Consider the following 12,316-nt stretch of genomic DNA (forward strand, 5'->3'; position numbering starts at 1 on the left):
CCAAGAAAAGCGTCATGCAGAGAGTCTCCACCCCGATCCAGCCCCCCGACCGCGCCGCCCTGCTCGCCACCCTGGAGCGCGAGCCGCGCTGGGATGTGATCGTCATCGGCGGCGGCGCCACCGGCCTGGGCACCGCAGTCGACGCCGCCTCGCGCGGCTACCGCACGCTGCTGGTCGAAGCCGCGGATTTTGCCAAGGGCACCTCCAGCAAGGCCACCAAGCTGGTGCATGGCGGCGTGCGCTACCTGGCCCAGGGCAATATCAGCCTGGTGCGCGAGGCCCTGCACGAGCGCGGCCTGCTGGCGCGCAACGCGCCGCACCTGGTGTGGCCGCTGGGCTTCGTGGTGCCGGCCTACCAGCTGTTCGACCAGCCCTTCTATGGCATCGGCCTCAAGGTCTACGACATGCTGGCCGGCGACCTCAACCTGGCCGGCAGCCGCTGGCTGAACCACCGCGAGGTGCTAGCCGCGGCGCCCAACCTGGCCGAGCACGTCGGCGGGCGTCCGCTGCGCGGCGGCAACCTGTATTTCGACGGCCAGTTCGACGATGCGCGGCTGGCGGTGGCGCTGATGCGCACGCTGTTCGACGTGGGCGGCACCGCGCTCAACTACATGCGCGTGACGGGCCTGAGCCAGCAAGGCGGCGTGATCAGCGGCGTGACCGTGCAGGATGTGCTGGGCGACGCCACCTTCCACCTGCGCGCCGACTGCGTGATCAACGCCACCGGCGTGTGGGTCGATGCGATCCGGCAGATGGAAGACGGCCACGCGCGCGCCATGGTCGCGCCCAGCCAGGGCGTGCACCTGACGCTGCCGCGCAGCTTCCTGCCGGGCGAGCGCGCCATCCTGATCCCCAAGACCGACGACGGCCGGGTGCTGTTCGTGGTGCCCTGGAACGGCCACACCATCGTCGGCACCACCGACACCCCGCGCCGCGACCTGCCGCTGGAACCAGACGCCGGCGCCGACGACGTCGACTTCATCCTGGAAACCGCGTCGCGCTACCTCGCCAGGGACCCGACCCGCGCCGACGTCACCAGTGTCTGGGCCGGCCTGCGGCCGCTGGTGCGGGCCACCGGCGAGGCCTCTACCGCGTCGCTGTCGCGCGAGCATACGATCCTGGTGTCCAAGGCCGGGCTGATCACCGTCACCGGCGGCAAGTGGACCACTTACCGCAAGATGGCTGAAGACGTGATCGAGACCGCGATCCAGCGCCAGATGGTGCGCGCGGCCCCGTGCGTGACCGCCGAGCTGCCCCTGCACGGCGCGGCGGGGCTGCCGGCCGGGCTGCCGCCGCCGGATTCAGGCTCGCCGGACCGCTACTACGGCAATGAGCTGGACCTGCTGCGCGCGCTGCCCGGATATGACCGCATGCTGGCACCGGCGTCAGGCCTGACCGAAGCGCACGTGCGCTTTGCGGCCCGGCACGAACTGGCGCGCCGGGTCGAGGACGTGCTGGCCCGCCGCAACCGCGCGCTGTTCCTGGACGCGCGCGCCGCCGTGGACGCCGCGCCGGCCGTGGCCGCTATCCTGGCCGAGGAACTCGGCGAGGACGAGGCCTGGCAGGCGCGCGAAATCGAGAGTTTCCGCACGCTCGCCGCCGGCTACATGCTCGGCTGACCCGGACGCCGGCGCCGCCCCTCTCAACTGGCTGACAATCCACCCATCGACCAAGGCAAAGCCATGACCACTCGCCCGATCCTGTCCTGCGCCCGCGCCGTGGCCCTGCTCGCAACCCTCGGCGCATGCGCCGCGGCACACGCCGCCCGTGCGCCCGGCATCGACGGCTTGCGCTTCCCGGACGTGCGCACCGTGCGCTACCAGTGCGACGGCGGCAAGACGCTTTCCGTGCGCTATTTCAACAGTCCGGACAACCAGGCGGCGGTGTTCCGCATCGATGGCAAGCCCGTGCTGGCGGTCAGCACCGTGTCGGCCTCCGGCGCGCGCTATGTCGGCGGCCGCTACGAATGGTGGACCAAGGGCGAGGAAGGCACGCTGCGCGACCTGATGCAGGCCGAAAACGCCGCGCCGGCGCTGGCCAACTGCCAGGCAAAGCCCTAAGCGCCACGTCAACGTTTGAGGTGGCGGCGTTCCGGGCGATAATGCGGGGATTGAATCAGGGAGAACACCATGGACGAGATTGAAGATCTGTCCGATCTGCCGATGCCCCGCTTTATCTGGGGCTTCGCCGTTATCGCAGGCAAAGGCGGCGAGGTCATGCACGACGAGTTCGAGTATCTGACCCATACCCGCAGCCCGCGCTTCACCTGCCGCGTGGTCGAGCTAGAAGACATGCCGGCGGAAAGCGAGGAAGACGCCATCGATGGCCGCATCGTCCATGAAGACGATCCGAGCCGGATGTTCTATATCACCGATGCCGGCATGGCGCTGGTCAATTTCCAGCTGTTCGACAGGATGCCGGACAAGCAGAAATTCAAGCGCATCTGCGACGAAGCCATCGCCAACTGGATGCTGCGCCGCGAATTCCTTGACGACGAAGAGGACTGACCCGCTCGCGACCTGATGGGGTCAGGCAGGTGGCCGCGGGCGCGGCCACCATATTCAGCTCTGGCCCTGCTCCGGCGGCAACGCGCCCGCCAGCAGCTCATTGAGCAGCCCGGTCATGCCACCCGGGTGATCCACGGCAAGCGCTTGCAGGCGCTTGACCAGCGTGCCGTCCAGCTTGCACGCAAAGGGCACCAGACCTTGCTCCTGGTCCAGCCGGCGCTGTTCGCGCCGGTCCGGGCGCGCAGCGCCGCCGGGAATACCCCGGCCCGCCGAAGCCTGCTTCAGGCTGTTGGCGATCTTCAGGCCCTTGTTTTTTTCCAGGTCCGTTTTCTTCACGGCATTATCCGAAAGTCTGTAGAGGCCGGTATTGTACGCACTCGCGGCACCCACCGGCCGCAACGCGACCGGCGCCGCTATTCGTTGCCGACTTCGATCAGTTCGGCAGCCACCCGCTGGATTTCCGCATAGACAGGAATGGCCTCCATCGGCCCGGTGCAGCCCACGGCCGTGGCCTGGCTGGCATCGGCGCCAGGCGGCAGGAACACAAAGGCCATGCCGGGCTGCCAGCCGGGATGCTTGCGCAGGCTGTCATTGAGGATGTCGAGATACTGCGCGCGCGTGAAAACGTGCTTTGCCATTGCTACCTCCGGTATCCGCCGCCGATGTGCCGCGTGGGCGCGGTTGTCATGGCGGCGATCGTAGCATGGCAAGGCCACCCGGCGTCACCGTGCTGCGCCCGGTGGCCGGCACCTCAGCACTCGCCCTTCTTGGCGTGGCCGGGTGGGCAGTGATAGCCCTTGTCCTTGTGGCCCTTATCCTTCTGCCCCTTGTCCTTGTACCCGCCCTGGTCCCAGCGACCCGGCACCAGCACCCAGCCGTCGCGCGACTGGATCCAGCGCGGCGACTCATAGATATAGCCGGGGCGTTCACGTTCCCAGCGCCCCTTCTTCCAGGCGTGCTTGTGGTGGTGATCATCCCAGTCCCAGTAGCCCGGCATCCAGACATAGCCGGAGCGCGGTGCGGGCACGACCTCGTAGATCGGGGCCGGCGGTGGTACGCCGATGGCAATATTGACCGACACCTGGGCCATCGACGCCGCACTGAACGTCAGGCCGGAACCCAGCAGGGCCGCCAGCAGGAGGACCTTGGCCGGCCGGAGCGCGCGATGTGTCATGGGAGTCCTTTCTTGTGGAGGAACATGCCCACAGTCTAGCGCGCACCGATCCCGGCGCAATGTAAGAAACGGTATCCGTTGATCACAAAGATGCCGGCGCGCAACACTGGCCCAGCCTAGTGGTCTTCGGCCATCGCCTTGAGCTGGGCCTCGCCCGCTACCCGCGCGGCATCCGAGGTGGTGAAGGTGTCGTCCGAAACGATGGCGCGCCGGATCTGCTGCGCGCCAAAGTCCACCAGCGCGATGACCCACACATAGCGCCCCGCCTGGGGCGCCGTTTGCACAAAGGCCTTCAGGTTGTTCCGCGATTCACTTGCCATGATCCATCTCCTGGTGAGACGTGCCGCAGCACAGGTGTCTGGGAACTCTAGCACATGGCTCGCCCACTCACCGGGCGGCGGCCTCGGTGGCGAAGTCACGCAATTCGCGCACCCGCGCGGCGCTCATGCGGGCCATGCAGGTCGCTCCGGCCACGCGCGCGGCCGTGCCGCCGGCCGGATTGGCCACATAGGCGCAATTGGCCTGGCGGAATTCCAGCCAGGCACGCTGCGCCACCCGCAACTGGCCGGTGCGCGGCGCTTCCAGCCGCCGCAGCAAGCCTTGATAGGCGCTGTTCAGCGCCACGTCCTGGACCCGTGTTTCGACCGCAGCGCAGCCGAGGATGTCGGCAGTCGAAATGGCCTTGGCCATGCAGCGTTCATATTCAGCGCTCAGGCCATTGCCTTGCTCGGCGCGGGCCGGTGCGCCCGCCATTGCAAGGCCAAGGACGGCAAGACATGCGATGACGCGCATAACGGCTCTCCCATTGCCAGGTGGTGACGCGACGATGCAGGGCCATGCCGGGGCATCGGGCCGCTCAGGCCAGCCAGCGCCCCAGCGTGGCCACGGCGATATTGACCAGCCCGAGCACCAGGTTGGTCGCCACCGCCTGCCGGATGCGGTTCAGCGCGGCACCGGCGGCCGGCCAGTCCTGGGCATCCACGGCCCGGCCCAGCACGCGATACGGCCCAAACCACACGTAGCAGAAAATCACCGTCATGACGAGGCCGACGCCCATCATCAGGTGCCAGTTGCGTGGGGCAGCGGACATGCCCACTGCCGCCATCATCGCCGCACCGCTCAGCAGGATCGCGATCACCGCCGCCCATACCCACGGGAAGAAGCGGGCAAACACGCCGCGCCAGAGCCGCAGCCGCGGCGGCGGTTCCAGCACGGTGCCGGCCACCGGCCGCAGGCACAGGTAGGCGAAGAACATGCCGCCCACCCAGACGGCAACGCCGGCAACGTGCAGGAAGCGGAAAAGCGGGTCGGCAATCATGGCGGCATGCGGCGGCGAGGCGCGCGTTGGGGACGATGGACCCATTCTAAGTGTTGTGCCCGCCACGGCGAAGCGCTGCGCGCGTTCCCGCCTGACTTCAGGAAAACGACCCAAAACCGTTAAACATTCCGTATCACGCCGCGTCGCAAACGGGCCCCACGCAAGCATGCCCGCACAAGCGGGTTCCGGGGCGGATTCCGCCCGTGCCGGACGCTTGACCGCCCGGAACCCGCCCCCGGACAATAACCGCGGCTGCGGCCAGCCCACCATCCATACAGGCCGTACCGAACCTCCTTTCCCAGACCATGGCTCCTGCCCCAGCCAGCGCCCTTCCCAGTGCCGATTCCACCCGACGTCCACCGCTGCTGCGCCGCGCCCTGCCGGCCCTGCTCGCCGTGACGCTGGCGGTGCTGCCGGCCATGCTGCCGCCGGCGGTGACGGCGCAGCCCGCGCCGCAGCGCACCGACCTGGTCGCGCGCGTGGTCTTCAGCCTGCTGGGGTATGCACGCTGGCCGGTTGAGCGCGACCCGGTGCGGCTGTGCGTGGACAGCACCAGCCGCTACTCCGCGCGGCTGATGGAAGGCGGCACGCTCGCCAACGGCCGCCCGGTGCGCGCGCGCCAGGTCGACGTGCTGGCCGACATGCTGCATCCGGCCTGCGATGCCCTCTACATCGGCGCCATGAACGAAGCCCGCCGCAAGCGGCTGTCGGGCGAGCTGACCGGCCGCCCTGTGCTGGTGATCGCCGAGGAAGACTTCGAGTGCGAGGTCGGCAGCATGTTCTGCCTGAACATCCGCGACCAGCAGGTCTCGTTCCGCGTCAACCTCGACACGCTCGCCCGCAGCGGCGTGCACGTGCACCCCGGCGTGCTGCAGCTGGGCCGCCGCAAGGGAGCGCCGTCATGAGCGCCCACCAGCCGGCGCGCGGCAACGGCGCCCGCCCCACCCTCTACAGCGTGCTGCGCCGGATCCACCTGGGCGTGGCGCTGATCGCGGTATTTACTGCCGGGGTATCGCTGACCGCCCTGGGCCTGACCGCACTGCGCGTCTATGCCGACCACAACGTGCGGCTGGTGGCCCGCTCGATCGCCTACACCCTGGAGGCGCCGGTCGTATTCCGCGACCAGGCGGCCACCGGCGAGACACTGGCGGCCATCGCCGCGTCCGAGGACATCGCGCGCGCCACCGTCTACGACCACGGCAACCACGTGCTGGCCGAATGGCAGCGCCCCGGCCAGGCGCCACTGACCGGCTTGCGCCACGTGCTGAGCGAGTGGCTGAGCATGGGGGTCGTGGAACAACCGATCCTGCACCAGACGCAACAGGTCGGCATGCTGCGCGTCAGTGGCGATCCCCGCAACCTGCTGCATTTCCTGCTGCGCGGCGCGCTCGGCCTGCTTGGCTGCCTGCTGCTGACCGCCGTCGGCGCCCACTACCTGGCCAGCCGGCTGCTGGTGCAGATCGTCGAGCCGCTGCGCAACCTGATGCGCGTGGCGCACGCGGTGCGTTCCAAGCGCGATTTCGCGCAGCGCACGCCGCCGGCCAGCATCGCGGAACTCAATGCCCTCAGCGAGGACTTCAACGGCCTGCTGGACGAACTGCAGACCTGGCAGAACCAGATGCAGCACGAGAACCGCTCGCTCGCCCACCGCGCCAACCACGATGCGCTGACCGGCCTGCTCAACCGCGCCGCCTTCGTCGAAGCGCTGGAGCACGCTGTGCGCCATGCCGCTGCCAACGACGAATACGCGGCCGTGCTGTACCTGGACAGTGACGATTTCAAGAACATCAACGACCGCCACGGCCATGCCGCCGGCGATGCCGTGCTGGTGGCCGTGGCCCAGCGCATCCGCGCCAGCCTGCGCGCCGGCGACACCGTGGCACGCATCGGCGGCGACGAATTCGCCGTGCTGGCCGCAGCGCTGCGCGCGCCGCGCGACGCCATCCATATCGCCGAGCATATCCTGCAGGCGATGTCCGCCCCGATCGACCTGCCCGACGGCAGCACGGTGCAGGCGTCGCTCAGCATCGGCCTGGCCGTCTTCCCTGTCCACGCGCAAGGCAGCCAGGCGCTGCTGCACGCGGCCGACGCCGCCATGTACGGCGCCAAGCGGCGCTCCGGCGGCACCTGGCAAAGCGCCGAGCCGCGCCTGGACGTCACGCAATGAGAACCCGCATGCCCGAACGCCTGACCCCGCCCTGCTGGAAGTCCCTGTGGAAACTCTGGCTCGCCGCCGTCGTGCTGGCGGGGCTGTCGCTGGCCGGCTGCCAGACCGCGCCGCCCGCCACCGGGCTGTCTCCGGCCCAGGTCGCGGTGCTGAAGCAGGAAGGCTTCGCCCTGACCGATGAAGGCTGGGAACTCGGCTTGTCAGACAAGCTGCTGTTCGGATTCAATGAGGACCTGATCGACGCTGAGCGCGCCGCCAATGTGCAGCGCCTCGGGCGGGCGCTGAAGGGCGCGGGCATCGAGCGCCTGCGCGTGGATGGCCACACCGACGACGCGGGCTCGGCCGAATACAACCAGTCGCTGTCAGTGCGGCGCGCCGAAGCGGTGGCAAGGCTGCTGGCGGGCGCCGGCTTTGCGCCGGAAAACATCGAAGTTCGCGGACGGGGCAAGAGCCGCCCAGTGGCCGACAACCGCACCGCCGCCGGACGCAGCGAGAACCGGCGCGTCGCCATCGTCGTATCGGTCGAGTAGGACGACGGCCGGCGCTTCAGTCCCCGAACGGATTGGGCGCGCGGTTCTCCGGCGCGTCGCTCAGGTCGAACTCGTCGCGCACCTTGTCGACCACCGCGCGGATGCTGGCCTCGTAGCCGGACGCATTGCCGAAGCCCGTCATATTCCAGTTGCGCCCGCGCGCATCGCGCGCGTGCGGCACAGGCGCCGGCACCCGGACCTTGGCGCCGTCCTCGCCGATTTCATAGATTTGCTGGATGCGCCGGCTCACCTCGTCCTGCAGGGCACGCCGGCCACGCTCACGCTTGGCCATGGCTGACTCCTCGATCGATCCCGAGGCATCCTAGCACGCACGCAAATCAGCTCAAAGCGCAGCCTTGGCAGCCTGGTACGCAGCGTAAAGCCGGCCAAAGACCGGCCCCGGCACCCCCTTGCCGATGGCGCGGCCATCGATGGTCACCACCGGCAGCAGCTCCTTGCTGGCCGACGACAGCATCACCTCATCGGCGGCGAACACCTCTTCCTTCGCAATGCGGCGCGCCTCCAGCGCAATCCCCAGCGCGGCACAGACCTCTTCCATGAACCCATAGCGGATGCCTTCCAGGATCAGGTTGTCCTTGGGCGGCGCCATCACGCGGCCATCGCGCACCACCCACACATTGGACGCCGACGCCTCGGTCAGCCAGCCATCCCGGAACTGGATCGCCTCGATCACGCCGTGCTCCACCGCATGCTGCGCCGCCAGCACGTTGCCCAGCAGCGACGTCGACTTGATCTGGCAGTTCAGCCAGCGCCGGTCCTCCATCGTCACGCACGCCACGCCCTGCTCAAGCATCTGCGCCGACGGCAACGCCATCGGGTTGGTCATGATCAGCACCGTCGGCACGACCTCCTTCGGAAACGCATGCGTGCGCTTGGCGACGCCGCGCGACACCTGGATGTAGACCAGCTGGTCCGACAGGCCGTTGGCCTCGACCACCTCGCCGACCAGCTCCAGCCACTGCCCGGCGCTGTATGGATCGGGAATCCCGATGCCCTCCAGGCTGCGGTGCAGGCGGGCCAGATGCTGGTCCGCGCGGAATGGCTTGCCGTTGTAGTAAGGGATGACTTCGTAGATGCCATCGCCAAAGATGAAGCCGCGGTCGAGGACGGGGATGCGGGCTTCGGAGAGAGGGGTCAGGGTGCCGTTGAGGTGAACGATGGGTTCGGACATGGGGGCAAGTGCCATAGATTCGAAATAGATGCCTGATTCTTTCACGGGCAGGCACACAGGTTCATGCAATTTGCGCATGAGGTTGGCTACCCGTGCCAAGCCGGCGCCGGCGCGCAGGCTCAGGCTGGCGGCAGCGCTTTCGACAGCAGCACAGTGGTAAAGCCGCTGTCCCAGCTTTCGTCGGGATAGAAATCGATCTCGGCATAACCATGGCGCCGGTAGAACGAGCGGCTTTGCACGTTGAATGTGTCCGTCTCCAGCCTCGCCTCGCAATGCCCGGCGCGGGCAATCTCGCCTTCGGCATGGGCCAGCAGCGCCCCGCCCAGCCCCATGCGTTGCCATGTTCGCCCGACATGCAGGGCCCAGATAAAGTTGTTCTCCCAATCCACCATGGCCGCGGGCACGCCATCCACGCAGGCTACGCGGAATGCTTGCAGGCGCGCTTCGACGTAGCTTCGGGTCTTGCCTTGCCGTTCAAAAGCAGCTGCCGCGGCGGCTGTCAATTGCGGCTTCCAGGTGCCGAGGTAGGTGTCGGTCAGGATGGCTTCCACCGCTTGCGCGTCTGCGGGCAAGGCGGGGCGGATTTCGAGTTGGAAGGTGAGTTTGGTCATGGCCGGGAGGATACCGGGCACCGGGTACATGGCGGAAGCCCTCTCATGGACACTAAAACTTGGCGGACAGAACGACTGGCTTGGCACGCTCAGCCAATCCGGCGCCGAGATGGCTGGCATAGCCATGTCGCCTTGCGGCAACACCTCTATTTAGAGGGATGCGCGATACAAGGTCCTATACGACCATCGCTCACGGGCGATCCCGCGACTCGCCCACTACTACTTCAGCCCTCGCCTACCCTGGCCGAGGGCTTTTCTTTGAGCTCTTCAGGCATACGAAGCCACCAGAGACTGGAAACAAAAAAAGCCGCCCAGGCGGGCGGCTTTGCTTTGCATAGTGTTCTGGCGGAGAGAGGGGGATTCGAACCCCCGATAGGCTGTTAACCTATACACGCTTTCCAGGCGTGCGACTTAAACCACTCATCCATCTCTCCGGGAAGTCCGATATTATAGCAGAGTTGCCTGGCGAATCCAGTGCCTCGTCGCCGTATCCCCCCTTACTTGACAACCCCATCCGCCCTACCCCTTGCGCAGGTAGCTCACCAGCCGGTCGATCACCGGTGCATTGCGTGGCGTCAGCAGGCTGACGATGATGGCCACGGCGAAGCCCGCCGGCACACCGAAGGCGCCGGAGGCGATCGGGTCGACGCCGAACCAGCGGTTGCCGAAGATGCCGGTCATGCGGGTGAAGAACGGGTAGTTGACGATGATGTAGTAGACCGCCACGCCCAGCCCGGCGGCCATGCCGGCGACTGCGCCGGCGGCGGTGGTGCGGCGCCAGAAGATGCCGAGGACCAGCACCGGAAAGAAGCTGGAGGCGGCCAGCGAGAACGCGGCGCCGACCAGGAAGAGGATATTGCCGGGGCGCAGCGATGTGACGTAGGAGGCAAAAAGCGCCACGCCCAGCAACACGATCTTGGCGGTGGTGACGCGCCGCTGGTGGCTCGCCTGGCGGTCGACCATGTGATAGAAGACGTCGTGCGAGAGCGCATTGGCGATGGTCAGCAACAGGCCGTCGGCGGTGGACAGCGCCGCGGCCAGGGCGCCGGCGGCGATCAGGCCGGAGATCACATATGGCAGGCCGGCGATTTCCGGGGCGGCCAGCACGATCATGTCGGGCTGGAGCAGGATCTCGGCCCATTGCACGATGCCGTCGCCGTTGACATCGCGGATGCCGAACACGGGTGGATCGACCTTGCGCCATTGCACCACCCACTGCGGCAATTCGGCGTAGGGGGTTCCCACCAGGTGCTGGAAGAACTCGAATTTGACCAACGCTGCCAGCGTGGGCGCGGACACGTACAGCAAGGCGATGAAGAACACGGCCCAGGCCACGGAGTTGCGCGTTTCCTTGACCGACGGGGTGGTGTAGAGCCGCGTCAGGATGTGCGGCAGGCTGGCGGTGCCGACCATCAGGCAGAACACCAGCAGGACAAAATTCAGCCGCTTGGTCTTGCGCTCCTGCTCCGATGCCGCGGGATAGGGTTCGGTCGATGACAGCGAATGGCGGCTGCGGGCCAGTGCGTCTGCCCGCTGCTGGTTCCACTGCTGCTGTGCCGCCGCGGGGTCGCGCGGGAATTCCAGCCGTTCGCGCTCCAGCGACTTGATGTCGCGCAGCGGGGCATTGCGCGTGCGCAGGTCCTGCAGCCGCGCGTCGAGCGCGTCGCGCTCCTGGGCAAAGGAATCGGGCAGCCGGGCGATGCGCTCCTGCAGCAGGATGGCCTGCTGCCGGTAGTACTCGCGCACGGCCTGCTCGGCCGGCTCGCGCTCCAGCTGCTGCTCGCGCGCGTCGAGTTGCGACAGCAGCGTGCCGTAGCTGAGCTGCGGCAACGCTTCGTGGTGATGCTTCCACGCGATCATCGATACCGTGACCAGGAAGGCGACGATCATCATGATGTACTGCGCCACCTGCGTCCATGTGACCGCGCGCATGCCGCCCAGGAACGAGCACACCAGGATGCCGGCCAGCCCGAAGAAGATGCCGACGGCAAACTCCACGCCGATAAAGCGCGTCACCACCAGCCCCACGCCCTGGATCTGCGCAACCAGGTAGACGAAGGAGCAGAGCGAGGCCGCCAGCACCGCGATCGCGCGCACTGGCAGGTTGCCGCCGGGCTTGCCGTTGCCGTAGCGCGCCGCGAGGAAATCGGGAATGGTGTAGCCGCCGTACTTGCGTAGGTACGGCGCCAGCAGGAAGGCCACCAGGCAGTAGCCGCCGGTCCAGCCCATCACATAGGCCAGCCCTTCGTAGCCCGAGGCAAACAGGATGCCGGCCAGGCCGATGAAGGACGCCGCGCTCATCCAGTCGGCGGCAATCGCCATGCCGTTGAACAGCGCCGGCACGCGCCGCGAGGCAACGTAGTACTCGTTCAGGTCAGAGGTGCGGCAGATCAGGCCGATGCAGGCATAGATCGCGATGGTGATGAAGAGGAAGACGTAGCCGAGCCACAGCGCATCGGCATTGGACTTTTCAAGCAGCCCCATCATGCCGACGAAGCCGAACAACCCTAGCGTGAACAGGCCGTAGTACAGCAGCAACCGTCGGCGAAAGCGCGACTGGGCTTCAGGCATTGGGGACGGTCCGTGGTCGGTGGGGGGCTATCGTAACAAACCCGCCGGCGCGCGGGAACGCGGCGGCGGGTTCAAGGGCTCGATCGGGCCGAAGCCAGACGATCACTGCGCCTGCTTGAGCTGCTCCAGGATAGCCGGATTCTCCAGCGTCGAGGTGTCCTGCGTGATCTCCTCGCCCTTGGCCAGCGACCGCAGCAGGCGCCGCATGATCTTGCCCGAGCGCGTCTTGGGCAGGTTGTCGCCAAA

Annotated in this window: 16 protein-coding genes and 1 tRNA gene; 6 read left to right on the forward strand and 11 right to left on the reverse strand. The window is 67.5% G+C overall.

From position 1 onward, the window contains the following. The first annotated feature begins 14 nt into the window (after nt 1-14). From AC3WQZ_RS31115 to AC3WQZ_RS31125, 3 genes are all read left to right on the forward strand, one after another. Nucleotides 15-1,619: a glycerol-3-phosphate dehydrogenase/oxidase gene (locus tag AC3WQZ_RS31115; RefSeq protein WP_010814351.1), complete on the forward strand. Its 1,605-nt coding sequence runs from the start codon at nt 15-17 to the stop codon at nt 1,617-1,619. 63 nt (nt 1,620-1,682) lie between these two features. Beyond that, on the forward strand, nt 1,683-2,060 hold the full coding sequence (locus tag AC3WQZ_RS31120; protein WP_492301869.1) for an MliC family protein: 378 nt from the start codon (nt 1,683-1,685) through the stop codon (nt 2,058-2,060). Between the two features lie 69 nt (nt 2,061-2,129). After that, entirely contained in the window at nt 2,130-2,507 is a 378-nt protein-coding gene (locus AC3WQZ_RS31125) for a hypothetical protein (RefSeq protein ID WP_492301870.1), read from the forward strand. A gap of 54 nt (nt 2,508-2,561) precedes the next feature. Here the strand turns inward: AC3WQZ_RS31125 and AC3WQZ_RS31130 are convergent, their stop codons facing one another. The 6 genes from AC3WQZ_RS31130 to AC3WQZ_RS31155 form a co-directional block, all read right to left on the reverse strand. Further along, nucleotides 2,562-2,843, reverse strand: a complete 282-nt coding sequence (locus AC3WQZ_RS31130; protein ID WP_010814354.1) for a hypothetical protein — start codon at nt 2,841-2,843, stop codon at nt 2,562-2,564. A gap of 77 nt (nt 2,844-2,920) precedes the next feature. After that, nucleotides 2,921-3,145, reverse strand: a complete 225-nt coding sequence (locus AC3WQZ_RS31135) for a hypothetical protein (protein WP_010814355.1) — start codon at nt 3,143-3,145, stop codon at nt 2,921-2,923. A 113-nt stretch (nt 3,146-3,258) separates the two neighbouring features. Next, the gene (locus AC3WQZ_RS31140; RefSeq protein WP_010814356.1) at nt 3,259-3,681 is read right to left on the reverse strand and encodes a YXWGXW repeat-containing protein; all 423 of its coding nucleotides are present in this window, start codon (nt 3,679-3,681) and stop codon (nt 3,259-3,261) included. 116 nt (nt 3,682-3,797) lie between these two features. Beyond that, complete coding sequence (locus tag AC3WQZ_RS31145; RefSeq protein WP_010814357.1) at nt 3,798-4,001, reverse strand: hypothetical protein; 204 nt, start codon at nt 3,999-4,001, stop codon at nt 3,798-3,800. Nucleotides 4,002-4,068: 67 nt separating this feature from the next. Continuing rightward, nucleotides 4,069-4,473: a lysozyme inhibitor LprI family protein gene (locus AC3WQZ_RS31150; protein ID WP_010814358.1), complete on the reverse strand. Its 405-nt coding sequence runs from the start codon at nt 4,471-4,473 to the stop codon at nt 4,069-4,071. A gap of 64 nt (nt 4,474-4,537) precedes the next feature. Then, on the reverse strand, nt 4,538-4,999 hold the full coding sequence (locus tag AC3WQZ_RS31155) for a CopD family protein (RefSeq protein WP_492301871.1): 462 nt from the start codon (nt 4,997-4,999) through the stop codon (nt 4,538-4,540). A 305-nt stretch (nt 5,000-5,304) separates the two neighbouring features. On the opposite strand from AC3WQZ_RS31155, the gene yfiR reads away from it, so the two are divergent. Genes yfiR through yfiB form a run of 3 tightly spaced genes read left to right on the forward strand, consistent with a single transcriptional unit; the run spans nt 5,305 to nt 7,696 of the window. Then, nucleotides 5,305-5,904: a regulatory sequestration protein YfiR gene (gene yfiR / locus AC3WQZ_RS31160; protein ID WP_011615706.1), complete on the forward strand. Its 600-nt coding sequence runs from the start codon at nt 5,305-5,307 to the stop codon at nt 5,902-5,904. Next, a complete protein-coding gene (gene dgcN / locus AC3WQZ_RS31165; RefSeq protein ID WP_010814361.1) occupies nt 5,901-7,166 on the forward strand; it encodes a diguanylate cyclase DgcN/YfiN in 1,266 nt (421 codons plus the stop codon). The genes yfiR and dgcN overlap by 4 nt, the downstream gene beginning before the upstream one ends. Before the next feature lie 8 nt (nt 7,167-7,174). Next, the gene (yfiB, locus tag AC3WQZ_RS31170; protein ID WP_041687459.1) at nt 7,175-7,696 is read left to right on the forward strand and encodes an outer membrane lipoprotein YfiB; all 522 of its coding nucleotides are present in this window, start codon (nt 7,175-7,177) and stop codon (nt 7,694-7,696) included. 16 nt (nt 7,697-7,712) lie between these two features. Here the strand turns inward: yfiB and AC3WQZ_RS31175 are convergent, their stop codons facing one another. The 5 genes from AC3WQZ_RS31175 to AC3WQZ_RS31195 form a co-directional block, all read right to left on the reverse strand. Further along, a complete protein-coding gene (locus tag AC3WQZ_RS31175; protein WP_010814363.1) occupies nt 7,713-7,988 on the reverse strand; it encodes a hypothetical protein in 276 nt (91 codons plus the stop codon). A gap of 51 nt (nt 7,989-8,039) precedes the next feature. Next, on the reverse strand, nt 8,040-8,888 hold the full coding sequence (locus tag AC3WQZ_RS31180) for a D-amino acid aminotransferase (protein ID WP_010814364.1): 849 nt from the start codon (nt 8,886-8,888) through the stop codon (nt 8,040-8,042). Nucleotides 8,889-9,007: 119 nt separating this feature from the next. Continuing rightward, on the reverse strand, nt 9,008-9,529 hold the full coding sequence (locus AC3WQZ_RS31185) for a GNAT family N-acetyltransferase (RefSeq protein ID WP_010814365.1): 522 nt from the start codon (nt 9,527-9,529) through the stop codon (nt 9,008-9,010). A 313-nt stretch (nt 9,530-9,842) separates the two neighbouring features. Continuing rightward, nucleotides 9,843-9,933, reverse strand: a tRNA-Ser gene (locus AC3WQZ_RS31190). A gap of 85 nt (nt 9,934-10,018) precedes the next feature. Further along, on the reverse strand, nt 10,019-12,070 hold the full coding sequence (locus AC3WQZ_RS31195) for a VC_2705 family sodium/solute symporter (protein WP_010814366.1): 2,052 nt from the start codon (nt 12,068-12,070) through the stop codon (nt 10,019-10,021). Nucleotides 12,071-12,316 lie beyond the last annotated feature (246 nt).

Source organism: Cupriavidus sp. FW305-26 (assembly GCF_058787975.1).